Below are 24049 nucleotides of genomic sequence, written 5' to 3'. Positions count from 1 at the left end.
CAAAAGTACGAAATTGTACAAAATTATCCGAATTTTTTCAATTCGATTTTATTCAATATTTAAACTTAAACTTTGCATTATTATCAGTCAAATCATATATTTACCACATTATTCAATATGATGTGAAAAAATTTGTCTTTTCCCACTTATTTTATCTCATTTTGCTGTCTCCCTCATTATTTTTTGCACAGATTCCCGGAATGGTCAACTATAATGAAGAGGATGGCCTCAACAGTTCATATACTTATCACTTGCGGCAGGATAAAAATGGCCTGATCTGGATAGGCAGTGACAACGGGTTATTCAGATTTGACGGAAAAGATTTTAAGCAGTATGGAAAAGAGGAAGGATTAAAGAATATTGACATTATATCCTGTGAGCCTTTGCCGAATGGAGAAGTTTTTATACTTCCTTTCCTGAATGATTTTGCGTATCTGAAAAACGGGCGGGTGATCAATTTAAATATTAACGATTATCTGAAAAACCAGTTTTCGAGCTCAATTCCCAAAATCACCCGTGATGGAAACAGACTTTATTTATACAGCACCCAAAGTCCGCGGAATATTTTTATCTATGAAAATGGAAAAGTAAAGAAAAACCCAATCCTTTTAAATTATAACAAAAGAGAATTTTCAACGGTACAATATGACTTCCGAACTCAGAATTTATATTTAAATAACAGTATTACCGGACAAATTTTAATTTACAGCCTGATCACCCGGAAAGAAAAAGAGATCAGAATAGATCCGGGAGGTATAATCTGTGAAAAGGATGATTTTTTTGTGTTTCAACATCAGGGAAAAATTACAGTCTATCAACGTACCGATCCGCTTCATATAAAGAAAATTCATTCCTATGATACAAAAGAGAACATCTTCTACGGTGTTATTGATAAAAATAATAAACTTTGGCTCAATGTTCAGAATGGCGGTGTTCTGTATTTTAACCAGTCACTGCTTGAAAATAAAAAGAACCTGAACCCTCCTGTAAAAATATTAAACCAGCATGTGATCAATAATGTTCTGGTGGATAAAGATGATAATGTCTGGTTCAATTCCAGGAACAGCGGTGTTTTTTTTATCACCAAAGCTCTTTTTACCAATCACATCAATTTATCGGTGAAAAGCAATTCCGAGTATATCAAAGCGATCGCTAAAGATGATCAGAATATTATCTTGGGCTATAACAATTCCTACGGAGCCATTATTTACAGGAATGGTAAGATGCAGGATATTACGCTTGATGCAAATAACAAGGATGAAAACAAATCCATCTATCTGAACCATAATGTATCTATTTTCGGTATGGCCGCTACGATCGTCGTTCATGATCTTTCTACAAACAGGAGTAAAAAACTGAGGTATAGCTTAAAAAGCATCGTTCCTTACACCCAGAACTCGGTCTTTTTCTGCACGTCCGGCAGCTTAATGACTTACCACTTAAAAACCGGGAAAATAACCAGCCTTCTTGATGAACGGGTATATACGGTTCTCCCTTTTGATAAAGAAAATTTATTAGTGGGTAATTTCAGTGACCTGTACAGGTTCAATATTAAAACTAAAAAAAAGACTCTGTTCTTAAAAGGCTATTACTTTACAGATCTAAAAAAATTAAGAGATCATGTTTATCTCGGAGCCACCAACCTCAACGGAATTATTATTTTCAACGATCAGGGTATTTTAAAGAAAATTGAAAAGAAGAATGGTTTAATTAATGACCAGATAAAAAAAATAGAGGTAGAAAACAACAATACGTTTTGGGCCAGTACCAATTCCGGCATCTCCCGAATTGAACTTACAGCTGATCGTAATACTCTGATCACCAATCTGACTCAGACAGACGGACTTCCCTCAAACGCAGTCTCGGGCTGCGTTATCAGAAACGACACCATTTTCATTGGTACATCTAAAGGATTGGGAATCTTTTCCATAAAAAAGCTGCTGGCTCAGGAAAAATCAATACATAAAAAAGTCATTATCAACTCTATAACTATTGAAAACAATGAACATTATGATCTACGTGAGAATCTGACCGGCCATTCCGATAATAATGTTATTTTCAACCTCAGCTTTCCCGATTATGCTTCACAGGGGAAAATAAGTTATAAATATAAGGTGGAAGGGCTTGACGAAACCTGGCAGTTAAGCAATTCCTCAACCATTATATTTAATTCCATTCCTCCGGGGAAATATGTATTCCGGGTCTATGGATTGGGTTATAATGGAAAGCAGTCTTATATTTCGTCTGATCTGCCTTTTGAAATCAAACCCAGATTCTGGCAGACCTGGTGGTTCATGGCGGCTTTGGCGATTATTATCATTATGATAGTCACTTTGATTATTAATTCGTGGCTGCAGAAAAAGCGTAATAAAAAATTAGAAAAGTTCTTTCATGAAAAGAAAATTGCCGAGCTGGAACTACAGGCTATTAAGGCACAGATCAATCCACATTTCATTTATAACTGTCTCAATTCCATTAAATATCTGCTGTTCAAGGAAGATTATCAGGAAACGGAAAACTATCTGGATATCTTTTCACAGCTGATCAGAAAAACGCTTCATTACTCGGAAAAAACCTTCATGCCTATAGAGGAAGAAGTGGAATACCTTTCTCTTTATATGGACATGGAAAAGCTTCGCCAAAACGAACTTTTTGATTATGAATTTCATATTTCTGAACAAGTCAATAAGAGATGGGCTATCCCTTCCCTATTAATTCAGCCTTTTGTGGAGAATGCGATCAAACATGGGATTTCCAGCCTGAAAAACGCCAAAGGCTTCGTTAAAATATCTTTTGATCATGAAGATTCTACTCTATGTATAACGATTGAGGATAATGGCACAGGAATCAGAACTAAAGATAAATCTTCCGTCAATACGGATTCTTTTGGATTAAAATTATCTCAAAAAAGAATCAAAACCTTTCAGCAGCTTTTTGAAACCCATATTACCCTGGAAATCAACAACCTGTCTGATACATCTGAAAAACAAGGAACACAAGTTAAACTATACATCAGCCCCTATGAAAACCAAGACACAAATCTGCATCATTGACGATGAGAAACATGGAAGAGATTATATTGCCCTGTTATTAAAAAAGGAATTTCCAGAAATGGAGATCAGTTTTGAAGCTTCCAGCGTAGAAGAAGCCTATATTTATCTTACGAAAAACACGCCGGATATTTTATTTTTAGACATCCGGCTGAATGACGGTACTGCTTTCGATCTTTTGTCAAAATTCAAAGAGATTCCGTCACAGATTATTTTTATCACAGCTTTTGAAAACTTTGCGATTCAGGCCATTAAAAACGGGGCTACCGATTATCTTTTAAAGCCCATAAAAAAAATTGATTTTGTGATAGCCGTCAATAAAGCTTTGGAAAATATCAAAAAAACACAGCCGGTCCAAAACAATCCTTTACAGGACAACAAGATCATACTTTCTACCCTTCAGGGTTTCAGAGTGATCGGTATTGCTGATATTGTGCGCTGCGAAGCAGATTCCAGTTACACTACTTTTTATCTCATCAATAAGACCAAAATAATGGTATCCAAGACCCTTCATGAGTTTGAGATGGTCCTTCCTGACCTTAATTTTTTCAGGATACATCATAAGCACCTTATTAACGTAGATCATCTTCAGGAATATATTAAAGGCAGAGGCGGCCAGGTGGTTATGAGTGACGGATCTGTTCTGGATGTATCTTTCCGCAGAAAAAATGATTTTCTTCATAAAATAGGAAATGTGGATTAATCGCTTTTTCGCATTTACTGGCTCAACCGACGCACCTGTTAGTTGTATTTGTTTTTTGTTAAGGCACTTCTCTATTTTCGTCATGTTAATCAATAAATAAAAACATTATGAAAACAATTACAGGAAAAGTACTTAAGAAAAATCAAATGAATGCTATTTCAGGAGGAACTGCTTTTATCACACCAAGCAACCCGGGGGCAATTAATCCTCCTCATCCCCCTATCGTTCAAAATCCACAACAACCTATTGGAGGAATTCCCGCTATCTACACAATGCCGTGGGGTGGGCTCCCATGGGTGGAGCCTAAATAGTGATGAGAAAAAAAAGATAATCCGACCGGTATCTTTTCAACGATGACATCCAACCCGGCAAAAGATCATATTATATTATCAACTGACTGCAAATCTCCAACTACAATTGTTGTTACGATTACAGATATGCTGGGAAAAACAATAGTGAATTCTTTTCATAAAGCAGATTCAGGAAAAAACACAATTACTATAGATATCAATAAACTTAGTACAGGGGTTTATTTCGTAAAAATACAAGATATTCGGGGAGCATCTGCAGTTCACAAACTGATCAAAGAATAATAACTCAAAACAAATAAACTGCAAATCTTGTAAACAGTAGAAATTTCAGAATTTCTGCTGTTTTTTGTTTTCACATCGAACATTATTCATACAAAAAAAACATCCTCTCAATTCATTTTAAATAATATTCACCGCCATGTGTTGTATTATTATTAATCAAATTCTATATTTACAACATTATTCAATATCATGTGAAAAAAATAATCCTTTTCCACTTATTTTTTTTCATTTTGCTGTCTCCATCATTATTTTTTGCGCAAATTCCGGGAATGGTCAACTATAATGAAGAGGATGGTCTGAATAACTCATATACCTACTCACTCAGTCAGGATCCCACCGGACTTCTCTGGATAGGAAGTGATAACGGATTGTTTCGCTTTGACGGAAAGGAATTTAAGCATTTTAATAATAAACAGGGTTTAAAAAATATAGAAGCTTTATCCTGTATTCCTTTATCCAACGGGGAAATTTTTGTGGCTCCTTTTCTGAATGACTTTGCTTACCTGAAAAACGGAAAGGTCATCAACTCGGATATGAATAGCGAACTAAAAAAAATACAGCTCACCCACAATCCTGATTACTATATTGATGGTAGTTCCCTGTATTTATACTCACCTTATAACCCTAATCAGATTTATTTCTATAGAAACGGGAAGATAAATAGAATTCCTGTGGATCTCAACATCAAATCAGGGGATGAATATTATTCTTTTGGTCTGAATATACCTGACCACGTTTTTTATCTTTTTAACCAGCATGATGGCGGAAAGGTAATGGCCTATGACATCATCAGTAAAAAGAAAACGGTTTGCAATATTTCCGCCCGTAAAAGCACATTCATCCTTAGAAAGGGGGATATTTTTGTTTTCAGAAATAAAAGAAATATTGATATCTATAAACTGCAACATCCATTTTATTTTAAAAAGATTAAAAGTTATAAGGCGCAGCACAATGTAGACAGGCATATTATAGACAATAATTACCGGCTGTGGCTGTGTCTGGAAGAAGGCGGAATTCTTTACTTTAAAGAGTCACTTCTGGAAGATGGCGAACTCTCCCACCCAGTAAAAATGATGGAAAACTAAATCATCAGTGATATTCTGATAGATAAGGACAACAATACCTGGTTTTCTACCCGCAACAATGGTCTATTTTTCATTGCGGACCGGTTCTTTAAAAACCATATGCAGCTTCCTATCAAGAATAATTTGTCATACATCACCGTCATTGCCAAAAATAACCACGGCATCTATCTGGGATACAATGAAGCGAAAAGTGGTATTTATCATAAGGGAGAGGTCACTGACCTTGTTTTTGAAAAAAATATTAAAATAGAACATAAAGCGATTTTTGCGGAAGGAAACACCGTCATATTCGGGCTTACCAGAAGGATTTTCCAGTACAATACAAAAATCAAAGAAAAGCACTTGTTAAACAATTTTGTTCTGAAGAATATTGTCCCCTATACACCGGGTTCTATTCTTCTGTGTACATCAGATGGCCTTATTTCCTACAATTATCACACAAGAAAATACACTGATGTTCTCAGTAAAGAAAGAATCTATACTGCCTTGCCTTACACCCATGACAGCCTGTTTGCGGGAAGTTTTAAAGACCTGTACAAAGTAAATACCGTCACAAAAAAGAAAACCCTGTTTCTGGAAGGATATTATTTCACAGATCTCAAGAAGCTCAGAGATAATCTGTACGTTGGAGCCACTAATCTGAATGGCATTGTCCTGTTTGATAATACAAGAATCATCAGAAAAATTACGGAAAGTACGGGACTCACCAACGGTCAGATCAAAAAAATAGAAGTAGAAAATAAAAATACATTCTGGGCAAGTACCAATTACGGACTCAGCAGAATAGAGCTTAAAGGCAACGATGTAAAAATTAATAATTTCACACAAACAGACGGTCTTCCATCCAATACGGTAGCCGGATGTGTGATATCCGGTGACACCATTTTTGTAGGAACATCCAAGGGTCTGGGAATTCTTTCCATTAAAAATCTGATGACACAAAAGAATTTTATTGACAAGAAAGTGATCATTAATTCTGTGGTGGCGGGAGGAAAAGAAATTTTTGACACCCATCAGCCATTAACAGGGCAAACTCCTGAAAACGATATCATATTTAATGTCAGTTTCCCCGACTTTACCTCTCAGGGAAAGATAAGCTACCGATATACCATTGAAGGGCTCAGTACCGGATGGCAGACCAGCAGCTCGCAGAAAATCGCTTTCTATTCTCTGCCGCCCGGCAATTATACATTTAAAGTTTTCGGAATCGGATATAACGGGAAACGTTCTTATGCACCTACTGAAGTCCATTTTGAGATTTTCCCCAAATTCTGGCAAACCTGGTGGTTCAAGACCATGATCATCTTTCTGGGTGCCGCTGCACTGTTTATTCTTATTACTGTTTATTTTCAGAAAAAAAGAAATAAAAAACTGGAAACGCTGTATTACGAAAAGAAAATCGCAGAGCTGGAATTACAGGCGATTAAGGCACAAATCAACCCTCACTTTATTTACAATTGCCTCAATTCTATTCAATTTCTTCTGTACAAAAAAGATTACCGGGAAACAGAGAATTACCTGGAAATATTTGCCCAAATGATCAGGAAAACCCTGCATTATTCGGAGAAAACATTTATGCCAATCAAAGAGGAAGCAGAATATCTTGCCCTGTATCTGAATATGGAAAAACTGAGACTGAAGGATCTGTTTGATTATTCTATCACAATATCTGAAAAAGTCAATGAAAATTGGGTTGTCCCTTCCCTGCTGATCCAGCCTTTTGTAGAAAATGCCATAAAACACGGCATTGCGGGATTAACCGATAGAAAAGGGAACATTCAGGTGTCATTTGATCATAACGGAACTTCGCTTTGTGTCGTTATTGAAGACAACGGTATCGGCATTGGAAACGGAAAACAAAAGAAAGCTGATTCTTTCGGGGTTAAATTATCTCAGAAAAGAATTGAAACATTCCGGCAGCTTTTTGAGACTCATATCCTATTGGAGATTTATGATCTTTTTGAAAAAGAACAGAGACCAGGAACCCAGATTAAACTATATATAAAGCCTTATGAAAACCAAAATACAAGCATGCATCATTGATGACGAACAGGATGGAAGAGACTATATCGCTCTTCTGCTGGAGAATGAATTCCCTGAAATCCAGACAGCATTTCAGGCATCAAGCGTGGAGGAAGCCTATATTTACCTGTCTAAAAATACTCCGGATATTATTTTTCTGGATGTACAGTTGAAAGACGGGACTGCTTTCGATCTTCTTTCCAAATTCAGGGAGGTAGATGCCCAGATTATTTTCATTACAGCATTTGAAAATTTCGCCATCCAGGCCATCAAAAACAGTGCAGCGGATTATTTACTGAAACCCATCAGGAAAATGGATTTCATTATTGCAGTCAATAAAGTTCTTGAAAGCATTAGAAAGACTAAAAACGCTTCTGCCGTTTCTCTGAATGAAAACAAGATCAGTCTTCCGACCCTTCAGGGTTTCAAACTGACCAGCATCACTGATATCATCCGTTGTGAAGCAGATTCCAGCTATACCACATTTTATTTAGCGGATAAAACGAAAATCATTGTTTCGAAAACGCTGCATGAATTTGAGGAACAGCTTTCGAAATATAATTTTTTCAGGATCCATCACAAGCATCTGATCAATCTTTCTCACCTTAAAGAATATATCAAAGGGAAAGGCGGGCAGGTTGTGATGGCCGATCAGTCTGTTCTGGATGTTTCCGTGCGTAAAAAGAATGATTTCTTACATAAGATCGAAAATATGGAATAAAAAACTAGGATTCAGAACGATATTCCAGCTTTGCAATCATCTTTTTGAGCATCACCGGAACGATCAGCTGGTGAAAAGGGCGTACCGGCAGGAAATACAATTTACCCATCCAGTTGTGGTATTTTACGGTGGTTGAAATCGTTAAAGAATCTGTTTCGGTGCTATGTTTCGCTTTATCGTAAAGAAGGGAAACTCTGAAATCAAGATGTTTATCATTCTCACCCAAAATAATTTCATGATCTGTCTTATCGAATATAGTGAAAATCCCGACCTGCTCTCCTATTTCAAGGTGAAGGTCTTCCGGTCTCAACAATTCATTTCGCTCTTTTCCGGTTTTCAGTCCGAATATTTTAACAATTCTGTTCCTGAGATCAAACATTTTCTTTCCCCACTGAGGCGTGCTGGTGAAAAAGGCCTTGCCAATATCCTCTGTACTAATATTCCGTCCGCCATTCAATACATCCCCTCTGAAGCTGTCTGTATAATCAAAAAAAGATTTTTCTCCGAACAAAACAGATTTTGCGGGTAACTCAGTCTTTTTAATGTTCATGGTCATAATTTTAGGAGATTTAGTTTTATTTATCACAAATGTAAGAGGCTTGCTGCACAAAGGATGTGAGCAATCTCAGCTTTAAGTTAAAATATATCGCGGATTATTTATTTCATCGATATTCAAAAATTACACTTATCTGTCAATCATCAACACTTATTAGAAAAACATCAACACTTACCAATTCACACAACAGGGAGTTTTAAAAGCTGTTAATTTTATTCAAAACTAAAATACGGAATGATGTACAAAAGCTTACAGGCCTTCAACATCTTCCAAAAAAACGACCAACCATAAAAACTTTACTAATATGAAACTCAAAAACATTGCAATTTTAGGATTGTCAGCCGGGCTTTTCTTTTTATCAGGATGCCGCGACAGCAACGAACAACTCGAAGAATCTACAGGCATTGCGCCAACAGCTTTAAGCAAAACAGATCCGTCTAACCTGCCACCTCCACCACCTGGAGTCAGGGAAGAATTTGCACAGGACGGCATTAACATTGATAAAATAAGAGTCGAATATTTCTCTGATGGCCAGCAGGTTGATGTCATCGCCGATCTGGAAGATAAATATCCTGTAGCTTCTCTGGTGAAAAACCCAATCGATCAATCCGCCCTTATCACGGTGAGAACTTTTACTTCCGAAGAAAGATATCTCCAGTATGGCGATCAAAACGGACTGAAATTCCGGGAAACTAAAGCATTCAATGAGACCATTCAGAAATATGCAGAAGTGAACGGCTTAGTTCAAATGGCAGAAGCCGGAGAACAGCTGCCCGACAGCTATTATGCTTTCGAGAAGCAGCAGTATCAGACTTTTTTCGGAGCATTCAGTCCGGGATGGCTTCGGGTATATGATGATATTATTCCCTATGGTTCCAACAAATACGTCATGTCCCAATTTACCCCAACGCTGGGCTTCTGGTTTTTTGACAACTGGAACAATAAAATCGGATGTTATAAAAGACAACACCTTTATATGGTGGAACACCTGTATGACAAAAAGTTTTTCAGAAAACATTTAGTTTCTCTTTCCGGATGGGGAGGCTCTACCGTAATGTTCTGGGGAATCCTTGGCTATGTCAACAACAGAGTGGAATCTATGATACTGTTTTAACATAAAGCAAAATAAATAGCTGGCTGTTTCGAAAGAAGCGGCCTTTTTTACGTTGAACTCATTTAACCATTTTCTTTGAAGTTGTTTAAACTTTTATTTTCTCAAGAATGAAAATAGAAAAATCAGGTCATTTACATTGATCTAATTGATATTCAAAATTTAAAAAAAAATCCTAATACTATTCATACAGATATTTATTAAATCTTTTTATAGTTGGAAAAGCGCAAAGGAACGCAAAGCTTGAACAAAAATGACGATATTTTAAGGCGCAAGAAAATCAGAGATTTTCAGCAAGTTCATTGGCGTTTATTGAACGGCCCACAATTTTATCGAAGATAAAACCCTCGCGCCTTAAAGCATTCGAATTAGAAAAAAAACTTGCGTTCCTTTGCGCTTTTCCAACTCAAAAGTTTAAACAATTTGGTTCTTCTGTTTCATGATTGCAAAAAATAAATTAAATTCGGATCAACAAAATTGATCTTCATGATACAACTTCCTTTATCTAAGCTTTCTAATGTAGGAACTACCATTTTCAGCCAGATGACACAGCTCGCCAACGAAAATGAGGCCATCAATCTTTCTCAGGGATTTCCGGATTTCATGCCGGATGCTGAACTACTGGATCATGTAGACCATTTCATTAAAAAGGGCTTCAACCAATATGCCCCGCTGGGAGGTATGATGCCTTTAAAGGAAGAAATCGCCAGAAAAATTGAGAACAGTCATCAGGCAATTTATCACCCGGATTCTGAAATAACGGTTACCGCAGGAGGTACACAAGCTATTTTCACCGCTATTGCCACGTTTGTAAAAAAGGATGATGAAGTGATTATTTTTGAGCCCGCTTATGATTGCTATGAGCCTACTGTAGAGCTTTTCGGAGGAATCGTAAAACGTTTTGAAATGAAAGCTCCGGATTATGAAATCGACTGGAATACGGTAAAAGGCCTAGTGAGCGATAAAACGAAGATGATCATTCTGAACAATCCGAATAACCCTTCAGGAAAGATCTTAAAGGAAAACGACCTGCAGGAACTCGTTAGCATCGTAAAAGATACTCCTATCCTTATTCTGAGCGACGAGGTGTATGAAAATATTGTATTTGACGGAAAACAGCATTTGAGTATCTGTCAGTATCCTGAACTTAAAGAAAGAAGCCTTCATGTTGCATCTTTTGGAAAACTTTTCCATGTCACAGGCTGGAAAACGGGATATTGTGCAGCCCCTAAAAACCTTACCGACGAGTTTAGAAAGGTGCATCAGTTCAATGTTTTCTGTGTAAATACACCCATCCAACTGGCTTTGGCAGAATACATGAAAAATGATGATCATTACAATAACCTAAATACATTCTTCCAGGAAAAGAGAGATTTTCTGAGACAGGGACTTGCGGGGACTTCTTTTGGACTTCTGGACTGTGAGGGAACGTATTTCCAGGCACTTACCTATGATAAAATTTCCGATAAAAATGATTTTGATTTCGCTTCTGAACTGACGATCAATCATAAAGTGGCCAGTGTTCCTTTTTCATCGTTTTATAAAAACAAAAGAAATGATCACGTCATCAGATTGTGTTTCGCGAAAAAACAGGAAACCTTAGAAAGAGCAATAGAAAACCTTTCCAGACTTTAAAATTTTATATCAGCGGGGAAAGCAGCCTGGCCAGATGCTCAAAGAACACTTTGGATTTTGGCCTTTTTCTCCAGGATTCAAGAGAAATTTCTTCGCAGTCATTCATATCTTCATGAAACAGGTCCTGAAGTTTCTTGTTGATCTTTTGATCAAAAACCAATGCATTCACCTCGAAATTCAGTTCCTGGCTTCGCACATCCATGTTCGCGGTACCTACTGAAGAAAACTGATCATCTATGAGCATTGTTTTCGCGTGAATAAAACCTTTTTTATAAAAGAAAACCCTCACATTATTCTCTAAAAGTTCTTCATAATAAGAATATGCCGCCGCGTTTACGATAACTGAATCACCGGATTTGGGAACCATCAGTCTTACATCAACTCCTGAAAGAGCGGCTTGTTTAATACCATTCAACACCGTTTCAACCGGAATAAAATAAGGCGTAACGATATAGATTCTTTTTTTCGCAGAAAGTACTGCGGAAGTTGTACTCAACATGATGGAAGGTTTGGTATCCGGTCCGCTGGCAGCTGTCTGAATTAATGAAGTTCCTTGACCTTCGTTTTTTGTAAAATAGAGTTGGGAAATCTCAGGAATTTTTTCCGTCGCAAAAATCCAGTTGCTGAAAAACAAAAACTGAAAATAAAAAGCCGCCTCTCCTTTCATATACAAATGAACATCCCTCCAATATTGCTTGGGATTAGGATTAATATATTTATCCGAAACATTAATTCCGCCTGTAAAAACTTCAGCCCCATCTACAATAATGATCTTTCGGTGATCTCTGTAATTAACCCGGTTCGCGAGAAGTCTGAATGTAATTTTATTAACGGGAGACACCTGTACTCCACCTTCTTTCAGTCTTTTCAGAAGCTTTTTTCCTATTTTTCCGCTGCCCATATCATCATACAGAAAACGGATGATCACACCTTCTTTTGCTTTTCTGATCAGCAAATCCGCAAGCCTGTTCCCGATATCGTCATTATCATAAATATAATATTCCAGGTGAATGTGATGAACCGCTTTTTCAAGAACCTCAAAAACCTTTTCAAATTTACCTTCCCCGTTGATCAGTACTTCTGCATGATTTCCCTGTGACAAAGGAGAATGCCCGGCATTATACAGAAAATTAACGGTCGTCAGAAACTGGTCTATATCTTCTTTATGATTTTCCAGCGTTTTATGATGTGTTTCCCTGATATAAGTACTTACAGCCTGATACACCTGCTCGTTCCGCTCTATTTTAAAAGTATAAAACTTATTTTTCCGGTAATTCACCCCAAAGACAAAGTAGATAATAATTCCCACCACCGGAAGGAAGATAATCAGCATGAGATAAGCCAGGGTTTTGCTTGTATTCTTCGTATCCATGATGATTTTCCCGGCCAGGAAGATAATCCCGATAAGATAAAGAACTTCGAGCCCTACGAGAATATAGGGAAACTGGTTGAAAAATTCTTTAATCATAGACGTGAAGTTTATTATTGATATTAAAGGTAGGTAAATTTGTTAAAAAACTTCTTTATCCGTTCTATCAGTAATAAAAAATAAGACCAGTCCCTTATCTGAACTGGTCTTATTAATAATATAAGATTGCTTCGTTACTTCGCGCCTCGCAATGACGGGAAGCAAGCGAATCGACCTATTTTCGTCTATAAAAACATTCCTCCTGAAGCCTCAATTCTTTGTCCGGTAATCCAGCCAGCATCTTCAGTACAAAGAAAAGCAACTACGCCGCCGATATCGTCCGGAAGTCCGGCTCTTCCTAAAGCGGTAATATTGGAAATCATTGAATTTACATTCTGATCGTCTCTCGTTCTTCCGCCTCCGAAATCGGTTTCAATGGCTCCCGGCGCAATCACATTGGCTTTGATTTTACGAGGGCCTAATTCTTTGGCCATGTATTTGGTCAGCATCTCAACACCCGCTTTCATAGAACCGTAAACGGATGATCCCGGAAGGGCAAATCTTGCCAGTCCTGAAGAAATATTTATAATTCCACCACCATCATTGATGAATGGAAGCATTTTCTGCGTCAGAAAGAAAACCCCTTTAAAGTGTACATTAACGATATCATCAAGCTGCTCTTCCGTAGTTTCTGTGATCGGAGCATATAAAGCGGTTCCTGCATTGTTAATCAGAAAATCAATGTTTGAACTTCCCGTTTCTGTTTCCAGGTGATCGGTGATGTTTTTGACAAATACATCAAAGCTTTTCACATCTCTCGTGTCCAGCTGATAAGCGATAGCCTTTTGGCCCAAAGCTTTGATCTCGTTTATAACAGCATCCGCCTCTTCTTTACTGTTTTTATACGTAATAATAACGTCTAATCCTTTTTGAGCAATTTTTAGGGCTGCATTTTTACCCAATCCGCGGCTTCCTCCGGTGATTAATGCAATTTTTGTTTTTGTATTCATCTTTTATATGATTTGTTTATATTATTTAATGGTACAAAGTTGGGCAATTCTGCGGAGGATACGGTTGCCCGAATCAATCTGAAATTTGCAAAATTCAAATCATGAACGAAATTCCATCGGTGTGAAAGATGTTTTTCTTTTGAAGAAGTTGGAAAAGTGGGCTATTTCTTCAAAACCCAATGCATAGGAAATCTCCGAGACATTCCATTTGGTCTGTCTTAAAAGGATTTTGGCTTCCTGAACCATGCGGTCTGCGATAAATTCAGTGGTGGTTTTTCCGGTGCTTTCTTTTAATTTTTTGTTTAAATAATTCACGTGTACAGCCAGACGGTCTGCATAATCTTTGGCTGTTTTCAATTGCAGCCTCTGTTCCGAAGATTCAATAGGAAACTGTCTTTCTAAAAGCTCAATAAACAATGAAACTACCCGTAATGAAGCATCATTGGAAGCCGATAATTTCGCAGCCGGTTGCAGCTTCTGTCCATAATGAATAAGTTCCAGAACGTAGTTTCTGATCAGGTCATATTTGAATACATAATCTGAATCTATTTCTTTTTTTATCTTCCCGAAAAGCACTTCTATTTCGTCTGCCAGTTCATCTTCAATTTCAAATAACGGGATGTTTCCGGGCTGAAATATAGGCAGTTCTTCCAATGAAAACCGTGACTGTGCCTTAATGAAAAAATCTTCTGTAAATACGCAGAAACTCCCCGACTGATCAGGATCTTCAGGAACCCAGTGATACGGAACCTTTGGAGTGGCGAACAGCAATGCATTTTTCTTAATCGCAACAATCTTATCTGCATATTCTGCTCTGTTCCTGCCTCTGATCAAACTGATTTTATAGTACTTCCGCCTGTTATACGGCATTTCTGATGTCATTTTTACCTTTTCTATGGTCTGCCTGATATCAAATACATTAAAGTGTCCGATATCTTTACCAAGCCCTTTTGGAAAAATACTGTCAAGGTCTTTTCCCAGCTTGGCGGTCATTTCTTTATAAAAGTCTTCAAGGGATGCATGAGCGATCTTTTCCATAGCTAATGATTTGTAAAATTCAAATATACAAAGTTGCTGTTATATGAAAATAAAATACAGCTGAAATTTTAAAATACCATTCAATAAGTATTTTTTATACCTTGGCTGAACTAAACAACAACCTATATTATTATGAAAAATCAAAATTTAGCAAACGGAAAAAAATTAAACAAAAAGGAATTAAGAAGCATTACCGGTGGATTGATGATGTGCCGTGATCCAAAAACCAATCAGTGCCGGATTTTTTCAATAGGCTGTGCCGATCCTCAATGCCGTCCGGACCTGCCTTAATCAAAAAACGGATACCTCAAAACATAGATCCGTTTATCGGTAATATTTTCTTAACTGTGTAAAATATATTCCTTATCAAGTGATATATATTCAGATTTTTCATACCTTAGTTTTAACTAACACCTTAAAAATCAAAACAATGAAAAATCAAGACTTACCAAAAGGGAAAAAACTGAACAAAAAGCAGCTAAGAAGCATCACCGGCGGACTTATGGACTGCATTGACCCCATGACCGGAGGCTGCAGAAAAATATCAATAGGCTGTGCACAGTTGCAATGCAGACCTGTAATAGATCCACTATAAAAAATTAAAAAGAACCGTTCACTGCCTGAACGGTTCTTTTTAATTTTTTCCATTCATCAAATATAATTTAAGAATATTTTTTCTTCATCAAGTGATATATGTGAATATTTTTCATATCTTAGTTTTCAACTAACACACTAAAAATCAAAACAATGAAAAACCTATTTTTAACAAGTGGGAAAAAACTAAGCAAAAAACAATTAAAAACGATCGCAGGAGGTCTACTGAACTGCATACAACCGGTTCTTTGCCCTAGTCAGCCTTGCGAACCTTCTTCAGATCCAAACGGATGTACAATTATTTCCAAGGTTTGTGCACAAAAAGAATGCAGACCACAACCTTTAGTTTAAAATTAATCACGAATTAAGCTATGAAAAATCTAATTTTAAACAGCGGAAAAAAGCTAAGTAAAAAAGAGCTTAAAACCATTTCCGGAGGTATGATGAACTGTATGGAACCTATTCTTTGTACAGAATTTCCATGCGAACCCATTCCACCGGATGATCTAAGGGCATGTACAAAAATTTCTGTAGGATGTGCACAGAAAATATGCAGACCTCAACCGGAACCTGTGTTCGTACCTTAAAATCTACAGCAATCATAAAAACTAACCCGAGAACCATGAAAGAAATAATTTTACAAAGCGCGAAAAAGCTAAGCAAAAAAGAACTTAAAACTATTGCCGGAGGTAGGCTGGACTGTATGAGGTCAAATCCTTGTATGGAGCCTTGTGAGCAGATTCCTCCCGGTACCTGTACCCGGATTTCTGTCAACTGCGCACAAAAAGAATGCAGACCACAGATTATCGATATATCCATTCAATAGCCTTTACTATAAAAACAATTATTGAATATAATAAATCAAATCATCATGAAAAATAAGAACTTAAGCAACGGAAAAAAATTAAACAAAAGAGAATTAAGAACCATTGTTGGCGGAAAGGAAATGTGCATTGATCCTTTTACAGGAGAATGTAGAAAATACGGAAGAGGATGTGCTGAACAGCAGTGCCAGCTGATCATCATAGATCCTATCGAACGTTTATTCTAATATCGAGAAATATTTTTAAAGAACCACTCTCCTGCAGGGTGGTTTTTTTATGCAAAAAACGCTCCCCATATTTCGTGGAAGCGTTTTTCATTTATAACTAACTTTAATATATTCTTATACGTTGAATCTAAAGTGCATGATGTCACCATCCTGAACGATATATTCTTTACCTTCTACAGAAAGTTTTCCGGCTTCTTTAATTTTCACCTCAGAACCGTACGTTAAATAATCATTGTACTTGATTACTTCTGCACGGATGAAACCTTTTTCAAAGTCTGTGTGGATCACTCCGGCAGCCTGTGGAGCGGTCCATCCCTGCCCAATCGTCCATGCTCTTACTTCTTTTACACCAGCCGTAAAATACGTCTGAAGCTTCAATAAATCGTAAGCTTTTCTGATCAAACGGTTTACTCCAGGCTCTTCAAGACCCAATTCTTCAAGGAAGATCTCTCTTTCCTCAAATGTTTCAAGCTCATTGATATCTGCCTCGATCTGTGCTGCCAAAACAACAACTTCTGCCCCTTCATTCTTAGCCATCGTTTCGATTTTCTCTATCCATTCGTTTCCGTTTTTGATAGAATTTTCGTCTACGTTGCATACATACAATACCGGCTTTTTCGTTAAAAGCTGGATATCATCAATGATAGGCTGTGTTAAGTCATTAACCGGAAATTCTCTTGCATTCTTTCCATCTTCAATAAACTTTTCTAAGTTTTGAAGGGTTTCGTATACAAGGATATCGTCTTTCTTTCCAGACTTGATGAATTTTTTAGCTTTCTCGACTGCTTTTCCTACAGTTTCAAGGTCTTTCAGCTGTAACTCGATGTCGATGATCTCTTTATCTCTCATCGGGTCTACAGAACCTTCAACGTGGATGATATTGCCATTGTCAAAACATCTTAAAACGTGGATAATAGCTTCACACTCGCGGATATTCGCAAGGAACTGGTTTCCCAATCCTTCTCCTTTGCTCGCCCCTTTTACAAGACCTGCAATGTCAACGATTTCAACTACCGCAGGCAGTACTCTCTCCGGATTAACTAATTTCTCAAGCTCGAATAATCTCTGATCCGGTACCGATACCGTTCCTAAGTTCGGTTCTATGGTACAGAAAGGATAGTTCGCAGACTGCGCTTTAGCATTGCTTAAGCAGTTAAAAAGAGTTGATTTACCTACATTCGGAAGGCCTACAATTCCACATTTCATATTGTAAAATTCAAAGTTTAATGTTCAATGATACGATTTCAGTTCAAGGTTTAGGGTCTTGTATGCAAAGGCTTTCCTTTATCAACTCCAGACCATTGAACTTTCAGCCTGCAAAGGTAGTGAATTTATAGGGAGATTCATAATAAAAAAATCTGCCAGTAATTCTGACAGATTTTTAATAATTTTCGTTCACCCATTGGTTTTTATGGATTGTCTCCGGTAGCTTCCTGAGCCAGAGGAACGTCATTCGGTGCATTCTGCAATGCTTTATCTAAAGTAAATAATGATTCATCTGTAGCTCTGTCTCCCCCTGCAATTTTTAATTTATCTATCAGGTTGGCGGCGAGTGTTTCTTCTTCGATCTGTTCCTGAACAAACCACTGCATAAAATTCCAGGTTGCCCAGTCTTTTTCTTCTAACGACATATCTACAATTTTATAAATCGCAGTCGTATTGTCTACTTCATGCTTAAAGACCCCGTCGAAACAGGCGGTTAAAGAGTCCGGATCGGCAGGAGGAGCCGGAATGGTATCTACTTTCGGTTTTCCGCCTCTGTTCAGTACATATTCCATGAATTTGATGGAATGGTTTCTTTCTTCCTGCGAGTGTCTGTAAAGGAAGTTGGCAATTCCCTGGTAACCTTTGTCATCTGCCCATATTCCATAAGATAGAAAAACGTGTGACGCGTGAATCTCTTTGTTCATCTGATCACTTAATGCTTTTTCAATAGTCGCGGAAAGTCTGTTGGTATTCATAATGGTATATTTTTGTGATTATGAAAATAATAATGCAAAAATGGTTCCGCACGTGTTTAATTTTTATGCCGACAATTTAAAACAAGATACACAAGCCATTGATTTAAAGTAAATTAAATATTTAATTTATAGTTATTCTAAAATAAGAACACTTTATTTTTGTGGTATCTTGAGTGTTGTTTTTGGCAGGCATAGAGCCACAAGTTGTTTAATTCGACTTTTGTAAAGCGCAAGGATTTTATCTTCGATAAAATTTCATGCTGTTAAGTAAGGTGTTATTTAAAGAAAAAACGGTTCAAAAAGATCAATTTTTGGTTAATGCTAGGCTGCAAATTATTTTCTGATTCGGATGCTTAAAATACAATGGCTTTATACCCAATAAAATTTCATGCTGCTGAATGAATGTTTTTTAAAGGAAAAACCAGTCCTTTTTTGAACTGGTTGTATTGTTGTTTTATTAAACGTAAAAGGTTTTTATTCAACTGCTGAATTAAATTAATAATCGGGAGTTATGACAAGGTTAATACTAACTTCCAGCCTCCTTCTTCCCTCTTCCAGCCCTTTACTTTATCTTTTTCGCCATATAATCACTTTCATTTCCAAGTCTGTCGACTGCTTTTATAGCTACTGCATTGAGTTTCTTGCCATCTTTAAATTTCGGAATATCTTTTGAAAGCGTGTCTAAAGTAAGGATTTCTGTTTCCCAAACTCCGTTATACTGGGTGAAAAGCACCCATTGAAACACGTCGCCTATATTTTTAGTACTCCAGCTTGTTCTGGCTGAACTTCCGCTGTCTGTCACAAAAATGGTAGGAGTCTGCAATGGTGTGGCTTTGATCCAGGATGTTTTCGGGATCAGTGCTTTTTCTTTGTAAGGTCCGTTTTTCAGGACAGGAAGCATATTGGCATTTTTTGTAAGGCCGGCAATGCTCCAGTGGATTTCTCCCGCATCATTCTTTAAGATCTGTCTGGAAACTTCTATCTGATTTTTAATTTCAGTAGGGCGGTCTGATACTTTAATCTCAACGGTATTAAGTCCCGGCCACAGGTGACGGTTCATTGTATTTTCAGATTTCCACCAGTTCAGTAAAGCTTCAAAGCCCTGCCCTTTTGAATCAATCGGCCAGTATAGCTGCGGTGAGAAATAATCAACCCAGCCTTTATTCAGCCATAATTTAGCATCAGCATATAATTCGTCGTATTGAGATGAACCTACGATTCCTTCAGGATATCCGGGTTTCCAGATTCCGAATGGACTGATTCCAAATCTCACATAATTTTTCTCCGCATGGATTTCTTTATAGATCCTTTCCACGAATTTATTCACGTTATCTCTTCTCCAGTCTGCTCTGGACAAGGTTCCGCCGTTTCTCAGATACTCATTCCAGCTTGCGTTATCCGGAAAATCTGCACCTCTGTTGTATGTAGCGTAAGGATAGAAATAGTCATCAAAGTGAACGGCATCGATATCATATCTTTTCACAATATCTTTTACAACATTGGAAACGTGGCCCTGCGTTTTTGGATTAGCGGGATCGAACCAGTACATTCCGTTCTTTAATTTAATCACGATATCGGACAGCTTGCTCGCCATAGAAAGGCTATTAACAGCTCCTCCGTTTGAATGGTGAGCGCGGTAAGGATTTAACCATACATGCAGTTCCAGGCCTCTTTTATGCGCTTCTTCAATCCAAAACTGAAGGGGATCATAATTTGGATAAGGGGCAGATCCGGTCTGCCCAGTCAGAAAGTACGACCAGGGTTCAATATTACTCGTATACAAAGCATCCGCAGAAGGTCTGATCTGGAAGATGGCTGCATTGAAATTATTGTCTTTCAGCATATCGAGCATACTAATGGCTTCTGCTTTCTGCTGATCTACGGTTAAATTATTTCTTGACGGCCAGTTGATATTGGCTACACTGGCAATCCAGGCACCACGGAATTCTCTTTTAACTTCGGGAAGAACGGTTCTGAAGTTTTCATCTGCCGGAAGAACTGGCGTTCCGGGTTTTACTACGGCAACCGGTTCTTTAGGTTTTGATATATTGGTATTGGGCTTTGCTGTATTTTTTGTCGGGGCTGCTTTTACGGTATTGTTCTGGACGGAGCAACTGGCATATGATGCAAAAACTCCGGCTAAAACAGTAAGCTTTATGATATTCATTCTCATCGTCTGCAAACTACTTTAAAATTTATTTTTTCTAAGAGATTATTATGCCAAAATAAACATTTTAAGACATAGTATAATAAAAAAGCCCCGAAAAATTCGAGGCTTTTCTTATATGTAAGAAATTCTTATGCTTTCGCAGATCTGTCCATTCTTTTTCTTTCTTCTTCAGAAAGTACTTTCTTTCTCATTCTGATGAAGTTTGGAGTCACCTCAATTGCTTCATCGCCCTGAATATATTCCATACATTCTTCAAGAGAGAATAAGATTTTCGGTGCAACACCTGTATCTTTATCTTTACCTGAAGCTCTCATGTTGTTCAACTGTTTTGCTTCAACGATGTTTACTACCAAGTCACCTGGCTTGTTTTGTTCACCGATGATCATACCTGCATAGATTTCCTCACCCGGATCTACATAGAACTTACCTCTATCCTGTAGTTTAGCGATAGAATATTCTGTAGCAGGACCTTGAGTTTTGCTGATCAGTACCCCATTACTTCTTCCAGGAATCGCACCTTTGAAAGGCTTGTATTCTGTGAAACGGTGAGCCATAATAGCTTCCCCAGCAGTAGCTGTCAACATTTGAGAACGCAATCCGATCAAACCTCTTGAAGGAATTTCGAATTCCATATGCTGCATTTCTCCTTTAGTTTCCATAATGTGAAGGTCACCTTTTCTCTGAGTAGCCAAGTCGATTACTCTTGAAGCAAATTCTTCAGGAACGTCTACTACTAAAGATTCATAAGGCTCACATTTTTCTCCGTCGATTTCTCTAAGGATAACCTGTGGCTGACCAATTGTCATTTCATACCCTTCTCTTCTCATTGTTTCGATCAAAACTGACAAGTGAAGAATACCTCTACCGAATACAAGGAATGTGTTGGCATCATCAGTTTGTTCAACTCTTAATGCTAAGTTTTTCTCTAATTCTTTTGTTAATCTTTCTTTCAGGTGGTTAGAAGTAACATATTTACCGTCTTTACCGAAGAAAGGTGAATTGTTGATAGAGAACGTCATGTTCAATGTAGGTTCATCAATTGCAGTTCTTGGCAATGGTTCAGGGTTTTCAAGATCTACGAATGAATCACCGATCTGGAAAGCGTCAAAACCTACAACAGCACAGATATCACCTGCTTTTACTTCTGTCACTTTTTTCTTTCCTAAACCTTCAAAAACGTAAAGCTCTTTTACTTTTCCTTTCAATACTTTACCGTCAGCCTGAGCTAAACCGATCCACTGAGATTCTTTGATCTCACCTCTGATCACTTTTCCGATTGCAATCCTTCCTAAGAAAGAAGAAAAGTCAAGAGAAACGATTTGCATCTGTAAGTTTCCTTCCTCTACTTTAGGTTCAGGAACATATTGAAGGATACCATCCAATAATGGAAGAATATCTTCAGTCTGCTCTAATGAAGTGTTGAACCATCCTTGTTTTGAAGAACCGTAGAATGTTGGGAAATCAAGCTGCTCTTCAGTAGCTTCAAGGTTAAAGAATAAGTCAAATACCTGGTCATGAACTTCTTCAGGACGACAGTTTGGCTTATCTACTTTATTGATTACTACCAATGGTCTAAGTCCTAATTCCAAAGCTTTCTGAAGTACGAATCTTGTCTGAGGCATTGGCCCTTCAAAGGCATCCACCAACAAAATAACTCCATCAGCCATTTTTAAAACTCTTTCCACTTCCCCACCGAAATCGGCGTGACCGGGAGTGTCAATTACGTTAATTTTTGTGTCTTTATAGGTAACAGAAATATTTTTGGATAAGATCGTAATACCTCTTTCTCTTTCAAGGTCATTGTTATCCATTATTAATTCTCCACTTTCCTGATTTTCTCTGAAAATGTTTGTAGCATGAATAATCTTGTCAACCAAAGTCGTCTTCCCGTGGTCAACGTGTGCGATAATCGCAATATTTCTAATGTTTTGCATGAATGATTTTTACGGGTGCAAAAATAGTGATTTCTAATGAATAATAAGCAAGAATATAAATTAATTAACAAATTCATAATGAGCAAGTTCACCACTTTCCCCTGTTAAAGCTTTAAAATTGAAGATTTTAGAATTCCATTTAAATTGAAGATTAAGAATCTATCATTAGGTTTTAACGACTAAGCTCACGAATATTTTTCCAAAAAATAAATACATACGGCCTGAATTAAAATAATTCCGACTAATTTCAGCAAAAAAGATTTTTTAGAAATTTTGTGCCTGAAAATGAGCATTCCTAAAATAGCTCCGACCGTTCCACCAAGAAATGTAAATCCTAAAAGGGTACTTTCAGAAATTCTCCTTTTGTGTTTGATGGAAAGTCTTTTGTCCCAGCCAAAAATGATAAAGGTAGCCAGACTTATAATAAGCAGAATGTAGATCATGGGTGCAAAAGTAGTGAATTGGGCGGTGGCTTCAAGTCTCTCAGCCACCATAAAATAAATCCAAAAAAAAGCTGCTTCTATAAAAAAGCAGCTCTCCCTATTTGTATTGTATCTAACAATTATTTTTTAGCTTTCACATCAACAGAGATCTCGATGTCTTTGCTGATCATCCATTCTGCAGGATCTGCTTCTGAAGTACCAAATTTAAGTCCCCAATCTGCTCTGTTTACAGTAAATTTAGCATTCACAGCTGCTGAAGTTTCTGTTACGTCTACTTTAGCAGGGAAAGTTACATTAACTGTTTTTCCTGATAAGGTAAGGTTTCCGCTTACTGTTTTGTTGGCTCCTGCAACAGCATCTTTAGGTGCATCTTTTAAATCTGTTACACTGGTGATTTTGAAATCTGAAGTTGGATTCTTTGCCGTATCAAAGAAATCAGGATTTTTTAAGTGAGCTTCAAGATCTGCCGGCTTTTTATCTTTCTCCGTTACTGAAGCTGGGTCAACTTTAATAGAATTCATATCGATCACAAAATTTCCGGCAGCCAACTGACCTCCTTCAATGCTAAGATCTCCAGACTTTACGTTAAGTGTTCCCCAACGAGGCGCCATACCTCCTTTGTGGAAAGCCTTCCAGTTTACTACAGAAGCAGCAACATCTACCGGTAAAACTTCACCTTTGCTCTCAGCTACTTTCTGTTCTGTATCCGTAGCTGCAGTATCTGCTGATTTGTCTTTATTACATGATGCTGCAAGCAATCCAATTCCTACTAATGCAATTACACTAAGTTTTTTCATATTGTTTATTTGTTTAGAAAATTGTTTTAAAACTTTAAATTTAAGAATTTCAAAAATAGAAAACCATATTAATGATCACCTTAACATACATCAAGAAACGAAAAATTTAACATTTTTTGTATAGAAAGTACTTTATTTTAGATTAACTTCGTGATGAGTCACAGCAT

At 37.3% G+C, this 24049-nt stretch carries 25 protein-coding genes; 15 read left to right on the top strand and 10 right to left on the bottom strand.

Annotation, left to right across the window (positions count from 1 at the left end):
• Positions 1–122: 122 nt before the first annotated feature.
• The 7 genes from IW22_RS06795 to IW22_RS06765 all read left to right on the top strand — a co-directional run bounded on the left by IW22_RS06795 (position 123) and on the right by IW22_RS06765 (position 8174).
• Positions 123–3053 (top strand): histidine kinase, encoded by a 2931-nt coding sequence (locus IW22_RS06795; RefSeq protein WP_131401700.1) that lies wholly within the window; start codon positions 123–125, stop codon positions 3051–3053.
• A complete protein-coding gene (locus IW22_RS06790; protein ID WP_034725209.1) occupies positions 3022–3753 on the top strand; it encodes a LytR/AlgR family response regulator transcription factor in 732 nt (243 codons plus the stop codon). The genes IW22_RS06795 and IW22_RS06790 overlap by 32 nt, the downstream gene beginning before the upstream one ends.
• Positions 3754–3860: 107 nt before the next feature.
• Complete coding sequence (locus tag IW22_RS06785; RefSeq protein ID WP_034725207.1) at positions 3861–4064, top strand: hypothetical protein; 204 nt, start codon at positions 3861–3863, stop codon at positions 4062–4064.
• A gap of 42 nt (positions 4065–4106) precedes the next feature.
• Complete coding sequence (locus tag IW22_RS06780; protein ID WP_034725206.1) at positions 4107–4346, top strand: T9SS type A sorting domain-containing protein; 240 nt, start codon at positions 4107–4109, stop codon at positions 4344–4346.
• Between the two features lie 269 nt (positions 4347–4615).
• Positions 4616–5431, top strand: a complete 816-nt coding sequence (locus IW22_RS06775; protein ID WP_034725205.1) for a two-component regulator propeller domain-containing protein — start codon at positions 4616–4618, stop codon at positions 5429–5431.
• A gap of 99 nt (positions 5432–5530) precedes the next feature.
• The gene (locus IW22_RS06770) at positions 5531–7474 is read left to right on the top strand and encodes a histidine kinase (protein ID WP_034725204.1); all 1944 of its coding nucleotides are present in this window, start codon (positions 5531–5533) and stop codon (positions 7472–7474) included.
• The gene (locus tag IW22_RS06765; protein WP_034725202.1) at positions 7443–8174 is read left to right on the top strand and encodes a LytR/AlgR family response regulator transcription factor; all 732 of its coding nucleotides are present in this window, start codon (positions 7443–7445) and stop codon (positions 8172–8174) included. Before IW22_RS06770 ends, IW22_RS06765 begins: the two co-directional genes overlap by 32 nt.
• A gap of 4 nt (positions 8175–8178) precedes the next feature.
• On the opposite strand, the gene IW22_RS06760 is transcribed toward IW22_RS06765, so the two are convergent.
• Entirely contained in the window at positions 8179–8724 is a 546-nt protein-coding gene (locus IW22_RS06760; RefSeq protein ID WP_034725651.1) for a DUF2867 domain-containing protein, read from the bottom strand.
• Between the two features lie 310 nt (positions 8725–9034).
• On the opposite strand from IW22_RS06760, the gene IW22_RS06755 reads away from it, so the two are divergent.
• Together IW22_RS06755 and IW22_RS06750 are read left to right on the top strand one after the other, a co-directional pair.
• Positions 9035–9844: a hypothetical protein gene (locus IW22_RS06755; protein WP_034725201.1), complete on the top strand. Its 810-nt coding sequence runs from the start codon at positions 9035–9037 to the stop codon at positions 9842–9844.
• Between the two features lie 483 nt (positions 9845–10327).
• Positions 10328–11476 carry a methionine aminotransferase gene (locus IW22_RS06750; RefSeq protein ID WP_034725200.1) on the top strand — a complete coding sequence of 383 codons (1149 nt, stop codon included), beginning with the start codon at positions 10328–10330 and terminating at the stop codon, positions 11474–11476.
• Positions 11477–11480: 4 nt separating this feature from the next.
• On the opposite strand, the gene cls is transcribed toward IW22_RS06750, so the two are convergent.
• The 3 genes from cls to IW22_RS06735 form a co-directional block, all read right to left on the bottom strand.
• Entirely contained in the window at positions 11481–12944 is a 1464-nt protein-coding gene (gene cls, locus IW22_RS06745) for a cardiolipin synthase (RefSeq protein ID WP_034725199.1), read from the bottom strand.
• A 185-nt stretch (positions 12945–13129) separates the two neighbouring features.
• Positions 13130–13894 carry an SDR family NAD(P)-dependent oxidoreductase gene (locus IW22_RS06740; RefSeq protein ID WP_034725197.1) on the bottom strand — a complete coding sequence of 255 codons (765 nt, stop codon included), beginning with the start codon at positions 13892–13894 and terminating at the stop codon, positions 13130–13132.
• Between the two features lie 99 nt (positions 13895–13993).
• The gene (locus IW22_RS06735) at positions 13994–14932 is read right to left on the bottom strand and encodes a helix-turn-helix domain-containing protein (protein WP_034725195.1); all 939 of its coding nucleotides are present in this window, start codon (positions 14930–14932) and stop codon (positions 13994–13996) included.
• A 132-nt stretch (positions 14933–15064) separates the two neighbouring features.
• On the opposite strand from IW22_RS06735, the gene IW22_RS24160 reads away from it, so the two are divergent.
• The 6 genes from IW22_RS24160 to IW22_RS06720 all read left to right on the top strand — a co-directional run bounded on the left by IW22_RS24160 (position 15065) and on the right by IW22_RS06720 (position 16577).
• The gene (locus tag IW22_RS24160) at positions 15065–15223 is read left to right on the top strand and encodes a bacteriocin (protein WP_117616569.1); all 159 of its coding nucleotides are present in this window, start codon (positions 15065–15067) and stop codon (positions 15221–15223) included.
• 139 nt (positions 15224–15362) lie between these two features.
• Complete coding sequence (locus tag IW22_RS24155) at positions 15363–15527, top strand: bacteriocin (RefSeq protein WP_117616568.1); 165 nt, start codon at positions 15363–15365, stop codon at positions 15525–15527.
• A 152-nt stretch (positions 15528–15679) separates the two neighbouring features.
• Complete coding sequence (locus IW22_RS24150) at positions 15680–15877, top strand: hypothetical protein (protein ID WP_117616567.1); 198 nt, start codon at positions 15680–15682, stop codon at positions 15875–15877.
• Between the two features lie 20 nt (positions 15878–15897).
• Positions 15898–16113: a bacteriocin gene (locus IW22_RS24145; protein ID WP_117616566.1), complete on the top strand. Its 216-nt coding sequence runs from the start codon at positions 15898–15900 to the stop codon at positions 16111–16113.
• 35 nt (positions 16114–16148) lie between these two features.
• A complete protein-coding gene (locus IW22_RS06725) occupies positions 16149–16352 on the top strand; it encodes a bacteriocin (RefSeq protein ID WP_034725193.1) in 204 nt (67 codons plus the stop codon).
• 45 nt (positions 16353–16397) lie between these two features.
• Positions 16398–16577, top strand: a complete 180-nt coding sequence (locus IW22_RS06720) for a hypothetical protein (RefSeq protein WP_034725192.1) — start codon at positions 16398–16400, stop codon at positions 16575–16577.
• Between the two features lie 114 nt (positions 16578–16691).
• Here the strand turns inward: IW22_RS06720 and ychF are convergent, their stop codons facing one another.
• The 6 genes from ychF to IW22_RS06690 form a co-directional block, all read right to left on the bottom strand.
• Positions 16692–17783, bottom strand: coding sequence for a redox-regulated ATPase YchF (ychF, locus tag IW22_RS06715; protein WP_034725191.1), 1092 nt, complete (start codon positions 17781–17783; stop codon positions 16692–16694).
• Positions 17784–17986: 203 nt separating this feature from the next.
• Complete coding sequence (locus tag IW22_RS06710) at positions 17987–18538, bottom strand: ferritin (RefSeq protein ID WP_034725190.1); 552 nt, start codon at positions 18536–18538, stop codon at positions 17987–17989.
• A 562-nt stretch (positions 18539–19100) separates the two neighbouring features.
• The gene (locus IW22_RS06705) at positions 19101–20711 is read right to left on the bottom strand and encodes a glycoside hydrolase family 10 protein (RefSeq protein ID WP_034725189.1); all 1611 of its coding nucleotides are present in this window, start codon (positions 20709–20711) and stop codon (positions 19101–19103) included.
• A 125-nt stretch (positions 20712–20836) separates the two neighbouring features.
• Positions 20837–22642, bottom strand: a complete 1806-nt coding sequence (gene typA / locus IW22_RS06700) for a translational GTPase TypA (protein WP_034725188.1) — start codon at positions 22640–22642, stop codon at positions 20837–20839.
• A 185-nt stretch (positions 22643–22827) separates the two neighbouring features.
• Positions 22828–23136: a DUF1294 domain-containing protein gene (locus IW22_RS06695; protein ID WP_228384007.1), complete on the bottom strand. Its 309-nt coding sequence runs from the start codon at positions 23134–23136 to the stop codon at positions 22828–22830.
• Positions 23137–23204: 68 nt separating this feature from the next.
• A complete protein-coding gene (locus IW22_RS06690) occupies positions 23205–23882 on the bottom strand; it encodes a YceI family protein (protein ID WP_034725187.1) in 678 nt (225 codons plus the stop codon).
• Positions 23883–24049: the final 167 nt, after the last annotated feature.

It is taken from the genome of Chryseobacterium sp. JM1, assembly GCF_000737715.1.
Classification (GTDB): Bacteria; Bacteroidota; Bacteroidia; order Flavobacteriales; family Weeksellaceae; genus Chryseobacterium.
This window is presented reverse-complemented; position numbering and strand designations above follow the sequence as displayed.